This window comes from Pseudomonas sp. 2835 (genome assembly GCF_050435905.1).
In the GTDB taxonomy this organism is placed as follows: Bacteria; Pseudomonadota; Gammaproteobacteria; order Pseudomonadales; family Pseudomonadaceae; genus Aquipseudomonas.
Genome location: NZ_JBNDLE010000001.1, coordinates 1 through 17,189, shown reverse-complemented (window position 1 = coordinate 17,189; position 17,189 = coordinate 1). Strand labels below are relative to the sequence as shown.

Genomic DNA, 17,189 nt, shown 5'->3' with positions numbered 1-17,189 from the left:
CGACTCCTTTCTAGAGGGCTTTTTCGATACGCCAGATAGCAAACGGCAGGTGCCAGGGCTCGATGCGCATCCATTGGGTCTTGCCGTGCCAGGTCCAGCGATGGCCGGTCATCAGGTCTTCGCCGAAGGTGTCGGTATTGTCGTCCAGCCCCAGCTCCCACAACGGCAGTTCGAAGTGCGCCTCCTGGGCGTTGTGCGGGTCGAGGCTGACGGCGATGAGGATGAAATTGTCGCGTTCGGCGGTGCGTTTGCCGAAGTACAGGATGTTGTCGTTCCAGGCGTGATAGAAGGCCACGCCAAGATGCGTGTGCAAGGCCGGGTTCTGCCGGCGGATACGGTTGAGCTGGGCGATTTCGGCGATGATGTTGCCGGGCTGGGTGAAGTCGCGCGGGCGGATCTCGTACTTCTCGGAATCGAGGTATTCCTCCTTGCCCGGCACCGGCGTCGCCTCGCACAGCTCGAAGCCCGAGTACATGCCCCACAGGCCCGAACCCATGGCCGCCAGCGCGGCGCGGATAAGAAAGCCGGCGCGCCCCGACTCATGCAGAAAGTACGGGTTGATGTCCGGGGTATTGACGAAGAAGTTCGGCCGGTAGCAGTAGCACCACGGCGGCTGGTTGAGCTCCTCGAAGTAGCTTTGCAGCTCGGCCTTGGTGTTGCGCCAGGTGAAGTAGGTGTAGCTCTGGGAATAACCGACCTTGCCCAGGCGCGCCATCATCGCAGGTTTAGTGAAGGCCTCGGCGAGGAAGATCACCTCGGGGTATTGGCTGCGTACATTGGCGATCAGCCAGTGCCAGAACGGCAAGGGTTTGGTGTGCGGGTTGTCGACACGGAAGGTCTTGACCCCCTCCTTGACCCAGCCCACCACTACGTCGCGCAGGGCCAGCCACAGGGCTGGTACCGAATCGGCAGCATAGAAGTCGACGTTGACGATATCCTGGTATTTTTTTGGCGGGTTCTCGGCGTAGCGGATGCTGCCGTCCGGGCGCCAGGAGAACCAGCCCGGGTGCTCTTTGAGCCAGGGGTGATCCTGGGAGCACTGGATGGCAAAATCCAGGGCGATTTCCAGGCCGTGCTCGGCGGCAGCGGCCACCAGCCGGCGAAAATCCTCGCGGCTGCCCAGTTGCGGGTGAATCGCCTCGTGCCCGCCTTCGGCGCCGCCAATCGCATAGGGGCTGCCCGGGTCGCCAGGCTCGGCCTGCAAGGCATTGTTGCGGCCCTTGCGGTGGCGCACGCCGATGGGGTGGATGGGCGGGAAGTACAGCACGTCAAAGCCCATGTCGCGGATCATCGGCAGGCGTTCGTGCACGTCATTGAAGGTGCCGTGACGCTGCGGGTCGTCGGTGACCGAGCGCGGAAACAGCTCGTACCAACTGGCGAACTGGGCCTGGATGCGTTCGACATCCAGCGGGTATTCGGGGCTGCGGCTCAGGTAGGTGCGGTGCTCGGCCTCGGCCATCAACAGCGCCGTGTCCGGGTGCAGCAGCAAGGCCACCTGCTCGTCGACCGGCAAACCTGGCAGGTGCTGGTACAGGGCCTGCAACTGGTCACGCAGGGGCCCGTTGCTGCGGCCGATATTATGCTCGATAAGCAGCAGGCCTTCCTGCAGTTCCAGCGGCACCGCGACGCCGGCATTGAACTTCTTCTCCAGGTCATGGCAATAGGTGGCGAAGGGGTCGATCCAGGCCTCGATACTGAACAGGTGACGGCCTTGCTCGCTGACGGTGAACTCTGCCTGCCACAAATCATTGCCGGCAAACTGCATCGGTACACAATGCCAGCGCCGGCTGTGGGCCTGGCGCCAGTTGAGCATCACCGCCAGGGCGTCATGGCCATCAACATAGACCTTGCTGCTGACCTGCACCGCGGCACCGACCACCGCCTTGACCGCAAACAACCCGCCATCGAGCACCGGCACGGTGTTCTCGATCACGATCCGCGGTTCGAGCAAGGCCTGGGACAGGCTCAGGGCCTGGTCCGGGTGGTCGCTAGCCGCGGTCATACGGTCGGTTTCGAAGGGCTCATCGCGGGTCATCGAACGTTGCTCCGTTATGAAGTGGCGGTAAAGGTTCAGAGCGGGGGCGCGGCCGGGGGTTCAAAAAAAATGAGCGATTGATCGGCGCCGGGGTCCAAACCCTGAGCATGCCAACCATAACCCCGTTGCGAGGTCAGGCCATGAACATTCCCATCCCGGCAGAAACGCCCGATCCGAATATCGACGACCCGACACTGCCACCGCCGGTGCCAGAGCAAGACCCTGAAGAGGTGCCGGTGCAACCGACGGTGCCGCCCACCGTGGGCGACCCGCCGAGTAGCGAGCCGCCGGTGAAAGCGTAGAGGATTATTGGCAGTCAGCACCGGCCTCATCGCTGGCACGGCCAGCTCCCACAGGTCTAGTGTGGGAGCCTGCCTTGCCGGCGATGCAGGCGCCGCCGAATCAGCGTTTGATCAACTCTTCAATGCTGATCTCGCGCATCCTGAATTTCTGCACCTTGCCGGTCACCGTCATCGGAAACTCATCGACAAAGCGGAAGTAGCGCGGGGCCTTGAAGTGGGCAATGCGGCGCTTGCACCACTGCTGCAGTTCGATCTCACTGGCGCTGTGGCCGGGGTGAAACTTGATCCAGGCGACGATCTCTTCACCATAACGCTCATCGGGTATGCCGATCACCTGCACATCCGCCACCGCCGGGTGGGTAAAGAAGAACTCCTCAAGTTCGCGCGGATAGATGTTCTCGCCACCGCGAATGATCATGTCCTTGTTGCGCCCGGCGATACACACATAGCCGGCCTCGTTCATGCTCGCCAGGTCGCCGGTGTGCATCCAGCCGGCCGGGTCGATGGCTTCACTGGTGGCCGCCGGGTTGCCCCAGTAGCCGAGCATCACGCTGTAGCCGCGCGTGCACAGCTCGCCGATCTGCCCGCGCGGCACGATGCAGCCCTGTTCATCAATGATCTTGCTCTCCAGCTGCGGCTGGGTCCGCCCTACCGTGGTCACCCGCAGTTCAAGGTCGTCATCGGCGCCGGTCTGCATCGACACCGGGCTGGTTTCGGTCATGCCGTAGGCGATCTGCACCTCGCTCATGTGCATCTCGCCGATCACCCGGCGCATTACCTCGATCGGGCAGGTGGCGCCGGCCATGATCCCGGTGCGCAGGGTCGACAGGTCCATGTCGGGGCGCTGCGGATGATCGAGCATGGCGATGAACATGGTCGGCACGCCGTACAGCGCGGTGGCCTTCTCCTCGCTGACACAGTTCAAGGTCAGCAGCGGGTCGAAGGCGTCGTTGGGGTAGATCATGGTGCTGCCGTGGGTAATACAGCCGAGGTTGCCCATGACCATGCCGAAGCAGTGGTACAGCGGCACCGGGATCACCATGCGGTCATGCTCGCTCAGGCCCAGGCTCTCGCCGACCATATAGCCGTTGTTGAGGATGTTGTAGTGGCTGAGGGTGGCGCCCTTGGGGAAGCCGGTGGTGCCGGAGGTGTACTGGATGTTCACTGGCTGGTCGAACTGCAGGCTGTGCTGGCGGGCCTGGAAGTCAGCCGGGTCGGTTTCGCTGGCCAGCCAGGCCAGGCGTTCCCAGGGCAGAAAGCCTGCCGACGGCTGCGCATCGAGGCTGATCAGCCCGCGCAGCTCCGGCAGGCGCTCGCTGCGCAGTTGCCCCGGCGCTTGTTGAGCCAGGTCCGGCAGCAGCTCGCCAAGCATGGCGTGGTAGTCGGAGCTCTTGAAGGCACCGGCGCTGATCAACCATTGGCAGCCCGACTGCTTGAGCACGTATTCAAGCTCGCTGGTGCGATACGCCGGGTTGATGTTGACCAGGATCACGCCGATCTTGGCGCTGGCGAACTGGGCGATGCACCACTGCGCGCAGTTGGGCGCCCAGATACCTAAGCGATCGCCGGTTTTCAGCCCCAGCGCCATCAGCGCCCGGGCATGCAGGTCGACGCTGGCGGCCAGCGCCTGCCAGGTGTAGCGCTGCTGCTGATGACGCACCACCAGCGCCTCGCGATGGGCAAAACGCGACACCGTCTGGTCGAACGCCTGGCCGATGGTCATGGCCAGCAACGGCTTGTCCTGACGGCCCTGGGTATAGCTCGGTTGATTCATGGCGGTCCCTTTTTGTGGTTGTTCTGGGAGCTGACTCAAGCGGGTCTTACTCTGGCGCATATTTACGTTAACGTAAAGGTCATGGCGAGATTGACAGCATCGGGCGGCAGGTTTACGTTAACGTAAAGGTTACTGACAATCAGGGTTTGTGTTGTGAGGCTATCGCGGGGCAAGCCCGCTCCCACAAAGAACTGTAGGAGCGGGCATAACCTGCGATGAGACCAGCACAAGCACCCTTAATCCAAGAACAATCAACAATAGGTGCCAGCATGCGTTATCCGACCCTGAACTTCGCCCTGGGCGAAACCATCGACATGCTTCGCGACCAGGTGCAGTCCTTCGTCGCCGCAGAGCTGGCGCCGCGCGCCGCGCAGATCGACCAGGACAACCTGTTCCCCGCCGACATGTGGCGCAAGTTCGGTGACATGGGCCTGCTGGGCATCACCGTCAGTGAAGAATACGGCGGCGCCGGCCTCGGCTACCTGGCCCACGTGGTGGCCATGGAAGAAATCAGCCGCGGCTCGGCCTCGGTCGCCCTCTCCTACGGCGCCCACTCCAACCTCTGCGTCAACCAGATCAACCGCAACGGCAACGCCGAACAGAAAGCCAAATACCTGCCCAAGTTGATCAGCGGCGAGCACATCGGCGCCCTGGCCATGAGCGAGCCGAATGCCGGTTCCGACGTGGTATCGATGAAACTGCGCGCCGAACAGCGCGGCGATCACTTCGTCCTCAACGGCAGCAAGACCTGGATCACCAACGGCCCGGACGCCAACACCTACGTGATCTACGCCAAGACCGACCTTGAAAAAGGCGCCCACGGCATCACCGCCTTTATTGTCGAGCGCGACTGGAAAGGCTTCAGCCGCAGCAACAAATTCGACAAGCTGGGCATGCGCGGCTCCAACACCTGCGAGCTGTTCTTCGACAACGTCGAAGTACCGAAAGAGAACATCCTCGGCGTGCTCAACGGCGGCGTCAAAGTGCTGATGAGCGGCCTGGACTACGAGCGCGTGGTGCTCTCCGGCGGCCCGACCGGGATCATGCAGGCCTGCATGGACCTGGTGGTGCCCTACATCCACGACCGCAAACAGTTCGGCCAGAGCATCGGCGAGTTTCAGTTGATCCAGGGCAAGATCGCCGACATGTACACCCAGCTCAACGCCAGCCGCGCCTACCTGTACGCCGTGGCCCAGGCCTGCGACCGCGCCGAAACCACGCGCAAGGACGCCGCCGGGGTCATCCTCTACACCGCCGAGCGCGCCACCCAGATGGCCCTTGAGGCGATCCAGATTCTGGGAGGCAACGGCTACATCAATGAATTTCCGGCCGGCCGCCTGCTGCGCGATGCCAAGCTCTACGAGATCGGCGCCGGCACCAGTGAGATCCGCCGGATGCTGATCGGTCGAGAACTCTTCCAAGAGACGCGCTGAAGCGCTTAGCAGCAAGCTACAAGCGGCAAGTCGATGCAGCCCGCGCAGTACTGACGGCTTGCGATTGCCGCCATAACACAGATCAGTCTTGCAGCTTGAAGCTTGTAGCTTGATTCTGCGTGAGGAACCACAATGATCATCAAGTCTCACATCAATCCGAAGTCAGCAGAGTTCGCGCAGAGCTACGCCGCAATGGCGGACCAGGTCAACGCCTTGCGCAGCCTGATCGCCCAGGTACACCAGGGCGGCGGGCCCAAGGCCCAGGAGCGGCACACCTCGCGGGGCAAACTGTTGCCACGCGAACGAATCGACCGCCTGCTCGACGCAGGTTCGCCGTTCCTCGAAATCGGTCAGCTGGCCGCCCATGAGGTGTACGGCGAAGACGTCCCGGCCGCAGGCGTGATCGCCGGCATCGGCCGGGTCGAAGGCGTCGAATGCATGATCGTCGCCAACGACGCCACGGTCAAAGGCGGCTCCTACTACCCGCTGACGGTGAAAAAGCACCTGCGCGCCCAGGCCATCGCCCTGCAGAACCGCCTGCCGTGCCTGTACCTGGTGGACTCGGGCGGTGCCAACCTGCCGCGCCAGGATGAAGTATTCCCTGACCGTGAGCACTTCGGGCGGATCTTCTTCAACCAGGCCAACATGAGCGCCCTCGGCATTCCACAGATTGCCGTGGTCATGGGCTCATGCACCGCAGGCGGCGCCTACGTGCCGGCCATGGCTGACGAAGCAATCATGGTCCGCCAGCAGGCGACGATCTTTCTTGCCGGCCCGCCGCTGGTCAAGGCCGCCACCGGTGAAGTGGTCAGCGCCGAAGACCTTGGCGGCGCCGATGTGCACTGCAAAACCAGCGGCGTTGCCGACCACTATGCCGACAACGACGAGCACGCCCTGGCCATCGCCCGGCGCTGCGTGGCCAACCTCAATTGGCACAAGCTCGGCGAATTGCAGCAGCGCGCGCCGGTGGCGCCGCTGTACAGCAGTGAAGAGCTGTACGGCGTGGTGCCAGCCGATGCCAAGCAGCCGTTTGATGTGCGCGAGGTGATTGCGCGGCTGGTCGACGGCTCGGTGTTCGATGAATTCAAGGCGCTGTTCGGCACTACCCTGGTGTGCGGCTTTGCCCACCTGCACGGGTATCCGGTAGCGATCCTGGCCAACAACGGCATCCTCTTCGCGGAAGCGGCGCAAAAAGGCGCGCACTTCATCGAACTGGCCTGCCAGCGCGGCATCCCGCTGCTGTTTTTGCAGAACATCACAGGTTTCATGGTCGGCCAGAAGTACGAAGCCGGCGGCATCGCCAAACACGGCGCCAAGCTGGTCACCGCGGTGGCCTGCGCCCAGGTGCCAAAGTTCACGGTGATCATCGGCGGCAGCTTCGGCGCTGGTAACTACGGCATGTGCGGCCGCGCCTACGACCCGCGCTTCTTGTGGATGTGGCCGAATGCGCGGATCGGCGTGATGGGCGCCGAACAGGCCGCCGGCGTGCTCGCCCAGGTCAAGCGCGAGCAGAGCGAACGCAGCGGCCAGGCCTTCAGCGCCGAAGACGAAGCGCGCCTGAAGCAGCCGATCCTCGACCAGTACGAGCACCAGGGCCACCCTTACTACTCCAGCGCCCGGCTCTGGGACGACGGCGTCATCGACCCGGCGCAAACCCGCGAGATCCTTGGCCTGGCGTTGTCCGCTGCCCTCAACGCACCGATCGAACAAAGCCGTTTCGGCATTTTCCGGATGTGACCATGAGCGACTTCACTACCCTTGAACTGATCAAGGACCCCCGTGGTTTCGCCACCCTGTGGCTGAGCCGGGAAGACAAGAACAACGCCTTCAACGCACAGATGATCCGCGAGCTGATCATCGCCATCGACCACATCGGCGCCGACAGCAGCCTGCGTTTCGTGCTGTTGCGCGGCCGTGGCCGGCACTTCAGCGCCGGTGCCGACCTGGCCTGGATGCAGCAGTCGGCCCAACTGGACTACAACACCAACCTTGACGACGCCCGCGAGCTGGCTGAGCTGATGTACAACCTGGCGCGGCTCAAGGTGCCGACCCTGGCGGTGGTGCAAGGCGCAGCCTTTGGCGGCGCCCTGGGCCTGATCAGCTGCTGCGACATGGCCATTGGCACCAGTGACGCGCAGCTGTGCCTGTCGGAAGTGCGCATCGGTCTCGCGCCAGCGGTGATCAGCCCGTTCGTGGTCCAGGCCATGGGCGAGCGCGCCGCACGCCGCTATGCCCTGACCGCCGAACGATTCAGCGGCGAGCGTGCCCGTGAGCTGGGCCTGCTGGCCGAAGCCTACCCGGCCGCAGAGCTGGAACAGCAGGTCAACAACTGGATCGACAACCTGCTGCTCAACAGCCCGCAGGCCATGCGCGCCAGCAAGGAGCTGCTGCGTGAAGTCGGCCACGGCGAGCTGACCCCGGCCATCCGCCGCTACTGCGAAAACGCCATCGCCCGCATCCGCGTCAGCCCCGAAGGCCAGGAAGGCCTGCGCGCCTTCCTGGAAAAACGCAGCCCGGCCTGGCAGGGCCAACCGTCGAACAAGGAGCCGCGCCCATGAGCCGCACCCCGTTGACCACCCTGCTGGTCGCCAACCGTGGCGAGATCGCCTGCCGGGTGATGCGCACCGCCAAGGCCCTGGGCCTGACCACCGTGGCCGTGCACAGCGCCATCGATCGTGAAGCGCGGCACAGCCGCGAAGCTGATATCCGCGTCGACCTGGGCGGTGCCAAGGCCGCTGAAAGCTACCTGGACATCGACAAGCTACTGGCCGCGGCCAAAGCCAGCGGCGCCCAGGCGATCCACCCCGGCTACGGCTTCTTGTCCGAGAACGCAGGCTTTGCCCGCGCCATCGAGCAAGCCGGGCTGATCTTCCTCGGCCCACCGGCCAGCGCCATCGATGCCATGGGCAGCAAGTCGGCGGCCAAGGCCCTGATGGAACAGGCCGGCGTGCCGCTGGTACCGGGTTATCACGGCGAGGCCCAGGACCTGGAAACCTTCCGCGCCGCCGCCGAAAAGATCGGCTATCCGGTACTGCTCAAGGCCACCGCCGGTGGCGGCGGCAAGGGCATGAAGGTGGTCGAGCACGAAAGCCAGCTCGGCGAAGCCCTGGCCTCAGCCCAGCGTGAAGCGCAGTCGTCGTTCGGCGATGCGCGCATGCTGGTGGAAAAATACGTGCTCAAGCCGCGCCACGTGGAGATTCAGGTGTTCGCCGACCAGCACGGCAATTGCCTGTACCTCAACGAGCGCGACTGCTCGATCCAGCGCCGGCACCAGAAGGTCGTCGAAGAAGCCCCTGCCCCGGGCCTGAGCAGCGCCCAGCGCCAGGCCATGGGCGAAGCGGCGGTCAAGGCCGCCCAGGCCATCGGCTATGTCGGTGCCGGCACCGTGGAGTTCCTGCTCGACGCCCGCGGCGAGTTCTTCTTCATGGAGATGAACACCCGCCTGCAGGTCGAACACCCGGTCACTGAAGCGATCACCGGCCTGGACCTGGTCGCCTGGCAGATCCGCGTCGCCTGCGGCGAGCCGCTGCCAATCACCCAGGCGCAGGTGCCGCTCAATGGCCACGCCATTGAAGTGCGCCTGTATGCCGAAGACCCGGCCAATGACTTTCTCCCGGCCACCGGCCACCTGGCGCTGTACCGCGAGTCGACGCCGGGCGAAGGCCGGCGGGTTGATAGCGGCGTCAGCGAGGGCGACGACGTTTCGCCGTTCTATGACCCGATGCTCGGCAAGCTGATCGCCTGGGGCGAAACCCGCGAACAGGCGCGCCTGCGCTTGCTGGCGATGCTCGACGAGTTTGCCATCGGCGGGCTGAAGACCAACATCGCCTTCCTGCGGCACATCCTCGCCCACCCGGCATTTGCCGAGGCCGAGCTGGATACCGGGTTCATCCCGCGCTATCAGGAGCAACTGCTGCCGGCGCCGCAAGCCTTGCCGCCGGCCTTCTGGCAGGCAGCGGCCGAAGCCTTCATCCAGAGCCAGCCGGCCCAGGCGCGGGCCGATGACCGTCATTCGCCGTGGGCCGCCAACAGCGGTTTTCGTGCCGGCGTGCCGGCGCAGATCAGCCTGCACCTGACCTGCAACGGTGAGGACCGTGGCATCACCCTCAGCCAGGCGGCGGCGTCGAACCTGACGCTGGATGGCGAGCAACTGCTGATCGACCTCAACGGCCTGCGCCGCCGGCACCTGGCGATCCGCCGAGGCCAGACCCTGTACCTGCAATGGGACGGCGAGCTGCACAGCGTCAACCGCTACGACCCGATTGCCGAGGCCGACGCCAGCCACAGTCATCAGGGCGGCCTCGGCGCGCCGATGAACGGCAGTATCGTGCGGGTACTGGTGGAAGTTGGCCAGGCGGTGGAAGCTGGCACGCAGCTGGTGGTGCTGGAAGCCATGAAGATGGAACACAGCATCCGCGCGCCCCATGCCGGGACGGTCAAGGCGCTGTTCTGCCAGGAAGGCGAGATGGTCAGTGAAGGGGCTGTGCTGGTGGAGCTGGACGAGGCTTGAGCGCCTCATCGCGGGGCAAGCCCGCTCCCACAGTGTGGGAGCGGGCTTGCCCCGCGATCAGATTCAGCTCAAAACTTGACCAACGCCTGCACCACCACCCCCAGCAACTCACACTGCTCGCTGCACAAGGCCTTGGGATAGGTCGGGTTGAGCGGGCGCAGATAGCGCTGGCCGCCCTCCTCGCTCAGCTGGCGAAAACTCACCGCTGCGCTGCCTGGCGAACGCGCGATCACCAGCTTGCCGGTTTCGGCCTCAAGCCCGGTGTCGACCAGGATCAACATCCCCTCCGGCACGCTCAAGCCCAGCGGCGCGGTCATCGCATCGCCTTCAACCCTGAGCCAGAACGCCCGCCCCTGCGCTTTGTAGTCGGTTGACTGCAACGGCGAGTCGTCGGCCGCCTCCACCAGGTCAAGATTGCCCCAGGCCAGAATCGGATAGCGAAAATACAGTTCGTGCTGTAGGCCATCGGCGCCAGTCACAGTAGTCGGGTTGCCCGAGACTGTGTAGGAACCGTTGCTTTCCGAAACCTGGTGGGGGAAAACCATCTGCAGCGGCGGCAGGCCCACTTCCACCAGGATCTGGTTGAGCACCCGCAGTTTCGGCTCACGCTCCTCGCGCAGCCAGTGGCCCACGGCGCCCTGGGTGACTCCGATGCGTTCGGCGAGATTTTCCTGCGTGACCTTCAGTTCACGCATCCTGGCTTTGACCAGGTCAGTCCATTTATCCATCGCTGGCACGATACGGACTGCCTCCTGGCGCTCAATACACATATTGTAGTATTTAAACAATAGTCATAACTACATATCGTATTAATATCTGCCAACACCTTTCATCGCTTACCCAGACAGCAGGCAGACGCATGAAACCGATATCCCCTGAAATGGACCTCAGCCTCGATTCCGAAGCATTAAGTAACAGTGATGCCGCCCGGCGTGCGCTGGACTACTACCTCAATCCGGCCCCGGTGGCCTTTGGCCCGGACGAACCACTGCTGGTCGCCCGCGAAGGCCTTAGTGGCGCGCAAGCCACCGCCCATGCCACCAATCTGTTGCGTTGCGCCGCCGCTACCGCCTACGAATCGGCTGACGGCCTGCAAGGCGTACCGCGCGAACTGGCGCTGGCGTCGATGCACATGATCAACATGGCCAGGGCCATGCTAGAGCGTACGGCGGCCAACCAGGAGCATTCCTGAGCCTTGATGCAGAACGTTACGTGGGAGTCGACCGAAGGCGGGTGCTGGTGTCCGCCGGTCAGGAGGGAGCGCACTGCGTAAAAGTTTTTTACGCAATGACAGAAAATTCATTTGACTTGCAAATGATAACGATTATTATTGCTCACAACTGGTCGCGAGACTGGTTGGATAAACTGAAAGCCCTTAGGTCGGACTCTCAGATTATCTCCTCATCAGGCTAATCACGGTTTTTGACCCGGCTTTTTGCCGGGTCTTTTTTTTGGTCTTCAGGCTAATGAAGATGGGTGTTGCTTGAATGGCCGCGATGATAGCAAATGAATGTCGCGCAGTGAATGGTTGTAACAGCGCTTTGCAGAATTAGCACTTGAGAATCAATCTCGTTACTAATAAGCTGTTGCAGCGTCACGGAAGACGCCCCCACTCCACCGACCAGCAAGGAGCTTGTACATGACCCGTCTGTTGCTGCCCCTTGAGCACAATCCCCTTTCCCACAACCTGGCGGATGACGCCCTGCTGCTGCGCCTGAAAAAGCTGCCGCGCCGCGTTCAACAGGTGTTCCTCCTCAGCCGCCTCGACCAGTTGTCGTTTGCCAGCATTGCCGAGCGCCTCGACCTGCCGGCCGTCACCGTCGAGCGCCACATGAACCAGGCGCTGCAGATTGCCCGCGAAGAACGCGACGCCCTGGCGAGCATCGCCGGCCAGTGGTACGTGCGCCTGCAGAGCCCGGATGTGACGGCCAGCGAACGCATCGACTTTCGTCGCTGGCTCGACAGCGCCCCGGCACACCGCGAGGCGTTCCACGCCACCGAGCTGCGCTGGCGCACCTTGCTGGCCCCGGCCCGTCAGCTGGGCGAAGACGGCTGGTACCGTCAACCCCGCGCGGCGCTGTCGCTGGGCGGTTGCTCGGTTGCCATCGGCCTGGGGCTGGCGGCATTGGCAGCGATCGGTTTCTGGTCCTGAGCCAGGCGTGTAGAGTAGTTGCCACAACAACTCTACATGGAGCCTGGTGATGACCGTGACGCTGTCCCCCCTGCACATCGACTGCGATTTCGATTCCGGCAACATCCTCGTCAAGGATGCCAGTGACCCTGCACAGGTGCGCCTGGATATCCGCCCCGATACCAGCAGCGAGCACTTCCAGTGGTTCCACTTCAAGGCTGCGGGGCTGACCCCGGGCCACACCCATGTTTTTATCCTGGAAAACGCCGGCGCCTCGTCCTACCACAAGGCCTGGAGCGGTTACCAGGCCGTGGCGTCCTACGACCAGCAGCAGTGGTTCCGGGTGCCCACTACTTTCGATGGCAAGGCCCTTGAGTTCAGCCTCAAGGCCGAACATCCCCATGCCTGGTTCGCCTACTTCGAGCCCTACCCGCGCGCGCGCCACAATCAATTGATTGAACGCGCCACCAGCCTGCCTGGCGTTGAACTGCTGGCCACCGGCCGCAGCGTCGAAGGCCGTGACATCCAGCTGCTGCGCGCCGGCGACGGCGCCGCAACCAAGCGCAAACTGTGGATCATCGCCCAGCAGCACCCGGGCGAGCATATGGCCGAGTGGTTCATGGAGGGGGTGATCGATCGCCTGCAGCACAATGACCCGACTGTCCAGGCCTTGCTGCAGGAAGCCGACCTGTACCTGATCCCGAACATGAACCCCGACGGCGCCATCCATGGCCACCTGCGCACCAACGCCAAGGGCCAGGACCTGAACCGCGCCTGGCAGGATGCAAGCATCGACAAGAGCCCGGAGGTGTACTTCGCCCAGCAGCAAATGAAGCTGCACGGCGTCGACCTGTTCCTCGACGTGCACGGCGACGAAGAAATCCCCCACGTGTTCACCGCCGGCTGCGAAGGCAACCCCGGCTATAACGCGCGCATCGCCGCCCTGGAAGCCACCTTCCGCGACAGCCTGTGCAAGCGCACCGTGGACTTCCAGCAAGTCCATGGCTACCCGCGGTCCGCCCCAGGCCAGGCCAACATGACCCTGGCCTGCAACAGTGTCGGCCAGGCCTTTGACTGCCTGTCGCTGACCCTTGAGATGCCGTTCAAGGACCACGACAACGCGCCCAACCCCAAAACCGGCTGGAACGGCCTGCGCAGCAAGGACCTGGCCAGCGCCGTACTCGATGTGTTCGGGCAGATGGCCGCCACCTTACGCTAAACCTGCTGGCGAGCAGGATCAACCGCCCTGGCAGGCAAAGCAAAGACCTGCCGGGGCCTTCGAACCCTAAATGGCGGCCACCAACGCCTCCTTTAGGGAACCTGCGCCATGACCACCCGCCTCCCCCGTTTGCTCAAGGGCACCGGCCTCAGCCTGCTGCTGGCCCTGCCCCCGGCTCAGGCACTTGAGCTGTATGCCGATGACGACACGCACCTGAACGCCAACTTCCTCGCCGTCTACGGCCTGTTCAACAGCCGCAAGAACTACGACGGCACCACGGGCGGCTCGACCTGGCGCGAAGGCTTCATCAAATATGGTCTGAGCGCCGACCAGCGCCTGGGCGAGCTGGGCACGGTCTACGGCACCACCAACCTGGTAAGTTCCGCCACCTGGGGCGACGGCGATGCCGCCGGTATCAGCGATGGCAGCGAACGCACCACTAAATTCGACGAAGCCTTCGCCGGCTGGCGCTCGGGCAAACTGATCCCGGCACTGGGCGAGGATGGCCTGGACCTGTCGTTCGGCCGCCAGGTGATCACCCTCGGCGATGGCTTCATCATCAACGACGACGGCCTTAACTTCGGCAAGGGCCCGGCCGACGGCGCGCTCAATCGCGGCGGCGCCTATTACCTGGCCGCCCGCCATGCCTTCGACAAGACCGCAGTACTGCGCCTGGGCACCAAGGAGGGCCTGCATGGCAGCCTGCTCTGGATGAAGTCAGACAACCGCGCCCAGGCCAACAGCGAACTGGCTGCCAGTACGCTGGCCTACAGCGCTGCCCCCGGCACCCTGGAGCTGGCTTACATCCGCGGCCTGAACGTCGATGATCGCTACGCCAGCGAGTTCCAGAAGCAACGCGAAGGCATGGACATCTACAGCCTGCGCGGCGCCGGTGATGCCGGGGTCGAGAACGCGCATTTTGCCTTCGAGTACGCCTGGCAGAACAAGGACGCAGGCGCAGAGAAAGCCTGGTACGCCGAGGCCGGCTACACCTTCGCCGAGGTGCCCTGGCACCCGGACCTCACCTACCGCTACAGCCGCTATTCCGAAGGCTGGGACTCAATGTTCAACGGCATGAACCGCGGCTACGGCACCTGGTTCCAGGGCGAGGTCACAGGCAACTATTCAGGCCCGTTCAACAGCAACAACGACGTGCACTTTGTCGGCCTCAAGGCCACCCCGGTCGAGAACCTGACCCTGGGCGTACTGCTGTTCAACTACAAGACCCTGCACGAGCGCGACACGCTGAACCTCGATGGCCGCGAGCTGGACCTGTACGCTGAATGGGCGGTCAGCGAGCACCTGATCATCAGCCCGCTGCTGGGCCTGTACCAGCCGCGCAAGAGCAGCGATGACGGCGGCAACCAGGTCGGCGGCAATGGCACCAACGTCTACAGCCAGTTGACCATTGCCGTGCCGTTTTAAGCGGTGCCGTGGGCCTTGTGCTTGAGCTTTTCGGTGTCGACCCGAACGAACACCGAGTCGGCGCTGACGGTCAGTACGTCGTCGGCCCAGACTTCGCAGATCACCCGGCTCTTGCGCCCCACGTCACCCTCGACCCGGGCCCTGAGCAGTAGCTCGACGCCCATCGGCGTGGGTTTCAGGTAGGTCAGGTTGAGCTGGCCGGTGACGCAGTCGATACGCGGCAGGCTGCCCGGCTCGCGGCCTTCGGCGCGGTAGTGGTAGGCCATGGCGGTCCAGTTCGAATGGCAGTCGACCAGCATCGCCAGCAAACCGCCATAGACCAGCCCCGGCCAGCCGAGGAAGGTGCTGTCGGGCGAATGGCGGCACAGCAGGTGGATACCGTCGGCGTCCCAGTGGCTCTTCAGGTGCAGGCCGCTGGGGTGGGAACAGCCGCAGCCGTAGCAGACGCCTTCGGGGGCGGCCAGTTCCTGCAGGGATAAGGCTTGGGTACTCATAGGCTTCCTGATTGTCTGTTTTTTAAAGGGAAAGCATTGCCGATAGTAACGCCGCACAACGAAAAAGCCCATGAACCAGTCATGGGCTTTTGCCGTGCCAAGCGCCGCGCTAGAGGCCTTTGGCCGATACCGCCGGGCTGCCGGCCGGCTCGCTGGCCGGTGTTTTGCGCCGGGTCAGCGAGATCAGCAGGATGGCCAGGGTCACCCCTGCAGTCATCAGGGTTTCATAGCGGTAGGCCGGGCTGATCAGCATGTAGCCGAGCACCAGGGTAATCAGGCCGATGACCAGCCAGGTCAGCCACGGGAACAACCACATCTTGAACGCAAGCTCGGTGCCCTGGCGATCGGTGATGGCGCGCATGCGCAGCTGCGACACGGCGATCACCAGGTACACCAGCAAGGCGATGGCGCCGGTGGTCGAGAGCAAGAAGCCAAAGACCTTGCCAGGGAACACGTAGTTGACCAGGCAACCGGCAAAGCCTGCGAAGGTCGAGAGGATCACCGCCACGGTCGGCACGCCGTTGCCGGAAATGCGCTTGGTCATCTTCAGGGCTTCGCCGCGCGAGCCCAGCGAGTAGAGCATGCGCGAGGCGGTGTAGAGGCCCGAGTTCATGCAGCTGGTCACCGCCACCAGCACCACCAGGTCGACCATCAGCTTGGCGCCCGGCACGTTCAGCACTTCCAGCACGCGCTGGAACGAGCCCACAGCCTTGAGGCCCGGATCGTTCCAGGCCACCAACGAAACGATGAAAAAGATCGAGACGATGTAGAAGATTGCGATGCGGTACACCACCAGGTTGGTGGCCTTGCGGATCTTGTCCTTGGGGTTGGAGGTTTCGTCGGCGGCGATGGTGACGATCTCGGCACCGAAGAACGAAAAGATCGTCACCAGCACGCCGCCGAGCACCGCGCCAAAACCGTTGGGCATGAAACCGCCGGTGGCCCACAGCTGTTGCACACCCGAGACTTCGGCCAATGGCCAGAAGCCGAACACCGCCAAGGTACAGACGCCAATAAAGGCAAGAATGGCAATGACCTTGATCAGGGCGAACCAGTACTCGAACTCGCCGAAGTTCTTCACGCTGATCAGGTTGGTGCCCGACAGTACGATCATGATCAGGAAGGCGAACAGCCACGACGGTACGCCGGGGAAGTAGGCATGCAGGATATCGGCGCCAGCAATCGCCTCGACCGGGATGATCAGCACCCAGAACCACCAGTACAGCCAGCCGATGGTAAACCCGGCCCAGGGCCCGATGGCCTGGCTGGCGTAGGTGGAGAACGAGCCGCTGTTGGGGTTGGCAATAGCCATTTCGCCGAGCATGCGCATGACCAGCAGCACCAGCAGGCCGGTCATGGTGTAGGAAATCAGAATGGCCGGCCCGGCGGTGGCGATGGCCGTTGACGAGCCAATGAACAGCCCGGCGCCGATGATCCCGGCAATGGAGATCATCGACACCTGGCGCGAGGTCAGACCGTGTTGCAGCGAACGCTGTTTGTTTTGTTGTAGCGATGCCATGGGTAACCCTCTACTGCTTATTCTTGTGGTCATCGCCGGGCAAGCCAGCCCCTGCAGGGTCTTGCATATAGCAGAGATCCCTGTGGGAGCCGGCCTTGCCGGCGATGGAGCCGACGCCGTCGTCAGTCGAAGACAATCCCCTGCGCCAGCGGCAGCTCGCGGGAATAGTTCACGGTATTGGTCTGCCGGCGCATGTAGGCCTTCCACGAATCCGAGCCCGACTCACGGCCGCCACCGGTTTCCTTCTCACCACCAAAGGCGCCGCCAATCTCCGCACCGCTGGTGCCGATGTTGACGTTGGCAATCCCGCAGTCACTGCCCGCGGCGCTCTGGAAGCGCTCGGCTTC

15 protein-coding genes are annotated in these 17,189 nt (G+C 63.5%); 9 read left to right on the top strand and 6 right to left on the bottom strand.

The genetic code is table 11. From position 1 onward, the window contains the following. Positions 1 to 10: 10 nt before the first annotated feature. Positions 11 to 2,035 carry an alpha-1,4-glucan--maltose-1-phosphate maltosyltransferase gene (locus ABIE20_RS00075; protein WP_429501689.1) on the bottom strand — a complete coding sequence of 675 codons (2,025 nt, stop codon included), beginning with the start codon at positions 2,033 to 2,035 and terminating at the stop codon, positions 11 to 13. Positions 2,036 to 2,175: 140 nt separating this feature from the next. Here ABIE20_RS00075 and ABIE20_RS00070 point away from each other — a divergent pair, with 140 nt between their 5' ends. Continuing rightward, on the top strand, positions 2,176 to 2,337 hold the full coding sequence (locus ABIE20_RS00070; protein WP_429501687.1) for a hypothetical protein: 162 nt from the start codon (positions 2,176 to 2,178) through the stop codon (positions 2,335 to 2,337). Positions 2,338 to 2,437: 100 nt separating this feature from the next. Here ABIE20_RS00070 and ABIE20_RS00065 read toward each other — a convergent pair whose 3' ends face one another. Then, positions 2,438 to 4,111: an AMP-binding protein gene (locus ABIE20_RS00065; RefSeq protein WP_429501685.1), complete on the bottom strand. Its 1,674-nt coding sequence runs from the start codon at positions 4,109 to 4,111 to the stop codon at positions 2,438 to 2,440. A gap of 269 nt (positions 4,112 to 4,380) precedes the next feature. Between ABIE20_RS00065 and ABIE20_RS00060 the strand changes: the two genes are divergently transcribed. The 4 genes from ABIE20_RS00060 to ABIE20_RS00045 all read left to right on the top strand — a co-directional run bounded on the left by ABIE20_RS00060 (position 4,381) and on the right by ABIE20_RS00045 (position 10,054). Continuing rightward, positions 4,381 to 5,544, top strand: a complete 1,164-nt coding sequence (locus ABIE20_RS00060; protein ID WP_123565955.1) for an isovaleryl-CoA dehydrogenase — start codon at positions 4,381 to 4,383, stop codon at positions 5,542 to 5,544. 132 nt (positions 5,545 to 5,676) lie between these two features. Continuing rightward, positions 5,677 to 7,281: a carboxyl transferase domain-containing protein gene (locus tag ABIE20_RS00055; RefSeq protein ID WP_429501683.1), complete on the top strand. Its 1,605-nt coding sequence runs from the start codon at positions 5,677 to 5,679 to the stop codon at positions 7,279 to 7,281. Between the two features lie 2 nt (positions 7,282 to 7,283). After that, the gene (locus ABIE20_RS00050; protein ID WP_429501682.1) at positions 7,284 to 8,102 is read left to right on the top strand and encodes a gamma-carboxygeranoyl-CoA hydratase; all 819 of its coding nucleotides are present in this window, start codon (positions 7,284 to 7,286) and stop codon (positions 8,100 to 8,102) included. After that, positions 8,099 to 10,054 (top strand): acetyl/propionyl/methylcrotonyl-CoA carboxylase subunit alpha, encoded by a 1,956-nt coding sequence (locus tag ABIE20_RS00045; protein WP_429501681.1) that lies wholly within the window; start codon positions 8,099 to 8,101, stop codon positions 10,052 to 10,054. Before ABIE20_RS00050 ends, ABIE20_RS00045 begins: the two co-directional genes overlap by 4 nt. Positions 10,055 to 10,122: 68 nt before the next feature. On the opposite strand, the gene ABIE20_RS00040 is transcribed toward ABIE20_RS00045, so the two are convergent. After that, positions 10,123 to 10,782, bottom strand: coding sequence for a LexA family protein (locus ABIE20_RS00040; protein ID WP_429501679.1), 660 nt, complete (start codon positions 10,780 to 10,782; stop codon positions 10,123 to 10,125). A gap of 131 nt (positions 10,783 to 10,913) precedes the next feature. Here ABIE20_RS00040 and ABIE20_RS00035 point away from each other — a divergent pair, with 131 nt between their 5' ends. The 4 genes from ABIE20_RS00035 to ABIE20_RS00020 all read left to right on the top strand — a co-directional run bounded on the left by ABIE20_RS00035 (position 10,914) and on the right by ABIE20_RS00020 (position 14,829). Continuing rightward, entirely contained in the window at positions 10,914 to 11,246 is a 333-nt protein-coding gene (locus tag ABIE20_RS00035) for a DUF6124 family protein (RefSeq protein ID WP_429501677.1), read from the top strand. Between the two features lie 447 nt (positions 11,247 to 11,693). Beyond that, positions 11,694 to 12,206, top strand: a complete 513-nt coding sequence (locus ABIE20_RS00030) for a DUF4880 domain-containing protein (RefSeq protein WP_429501675.1) — start codon at positions 11,694 to 11,696, stop codon at positions 12,204 to 12,206. Between the two features lie 49 nt (positions 12,207 to 12,255). Continuing rightward, positions 12,256 to 13,404 (top strand): M14 family metallopeptidase, encoded by a 1,149-nt coding sequence (locus ABIE20_RS00025; RefSeq protein ID WP_429501673.1) that lies wholly within the window; start codon positions 12,256 to 12,258, stop codon positions 13,402 to 13,404. Positions 13,405 to 13,512: 108 nt separating this feature from the next. Next, positions 13,513 to 14,829, top strand: coding sequence for a hypothetical protein (locus tag ABIE20_RS00020; protein WP_429501671.1), 1,317 nt, complete (start codon positions 13,513 to 13,515; stop codon positions 14,827 to 14,829). Here the strand turns inward: ABIE20_RS00020 and ABIE20_RS00015 are convergent. The 3 genes from ABIE20_RS00015 to ABIE20_RS00005 form a co-directional block, all read right to left on the bottom strand. Next, positions 14,826 to 15,323, bottom strand: a complete 498-nt coding sequence (locus ABIE20_RS00015) for a PaaI family thioesterase (RefSeq protein WP_429501669.1) — start codon at positions 15,321 to 15,323, stop codon at positions 14,826 to 14,828. The genes ABIE20_RS00020 and ABIE20_RS00015 overlap by 4 nt on opposite strands. 109 nt (positions 15,324 to 15,432) lie before the next feature. After that, entirely contained in the window at positions 15,433 to 16,842 is a 1,410-nt protein-coding gene (locus ABIE20_RS00010) for an amino acid permease (RefSeq protein ID WP_429501668.1), read from the bottom strand. Between the two features lie 122 nt (positions 16,843 to 16,964). Next, positions 16,965 to 17,189, bottom strand: a 225-nt coding sequence (locus tag ABIE20_RS00005; protein ID WP_429501666.1) for an aldehyde dehydrogenase family protein, incomplete at its 5' end; no start/stop codon positions are given.

Bases quoted from the DNA above. Each gene is read 5' to 3' on its own strand.
- ABIE20_RS00075 (WP_429501689.1), bottom strand. From the start codon at position 2,035: ATGACCCGCGATGAGCCCTTCGAAACCGACCGTATGACCGCGGCTAGC.
- ABIE20_RS00070 (WP_429501687.1), top strand. From the start codon at position 2,176: ATGAACATTCCCATCCCGGCAGAAACGCCCGATCCGAATATCGACGAC.
- ABIE20_RS00065 (WP_429501685.1), bottom strand. From the start codon at position 4,111: ATGAATCAACCGAGCTATACCCAGGGCCGTCAGGACAAGCCGTTGCTG.
- ABIE20_RS00060 (WP_123565955.1), top strand. From the start codon at position 4,381: ATGCGTTATCCGACCCTGAACTTCGCCCTGGGCGAAACCATCGACATG.
- ABIE20_RS00055 (WP_429501683.1), top strand. From the start codon at position 5,677: ATGATCATCAAGTCTCACATCAATCCGAAGTCAGCAGAGTTCGCGCAG.
- ABIE20_RS00050 (WP_429501682.1), top strand. From the start codon at position 7,284: ATGAGCGACTTCACTACCCTTGAACTGATCAAGGACCCCCGTGGTTTC.
- ABIE20_RS00045 (WP_429501681.1), top strand. From the start codon at position 8,099: ATGAGCCGCACCCCGTTGACCACCCTGCTGGTCGCCAACCGTGGCGAG.
- ABIE20_RS00040 (WP_429501679.1), bottom strand. From the start codon at position 10,782: ATGGATAAATGGACTGACCTGGTCAAAGCCAGGATGCGTGAACTGAAG.
- ABIE20_RS00035 (WP_429501677.1), top strand. From the start codon at position 10,914: ATGAAACCGATATCCCCTGAAATGGACCTCAGCCTCGATTCCGAAGCA.
- ABIE20_RS00030 (WP_429501675.1), top strand. From the start codon at position 11,694: ATGACCCGTCTGTTGCTGCCCCTTGAGCACAATCCCCTTTCCCACAAC.
- ABIE20_RS00025 (WP_429501673.1), top strand. From the start codon at position 12,256: ATGACCGTGACGCTGTCCCCCCTGCACATCGACTGCGATTTCGATTCC.
- ABIE20_RS00020 (WP_429501671.1), top strand. From the start codon at position 13,513: ATGACCACCCGCCTCCCCCGTTTGCTCAAGGGCACCGGCCTCAGCCTG.
- ABIE20_RS00015 (WP_429501669.1), bottom strand. From the start codon at position 15,323: ATGAGTACCCAAGCCTTATCCCTGCAGGAACTGGCCGCCCCCGAAGGC.
- ABIE20_RS00010 (WP_429501668.1), bottom strand. From the start codon at position 16,842: ATGGCATCGCTACAACAAAACAAACAGCGTTCGCTGCAACACGGTCTG.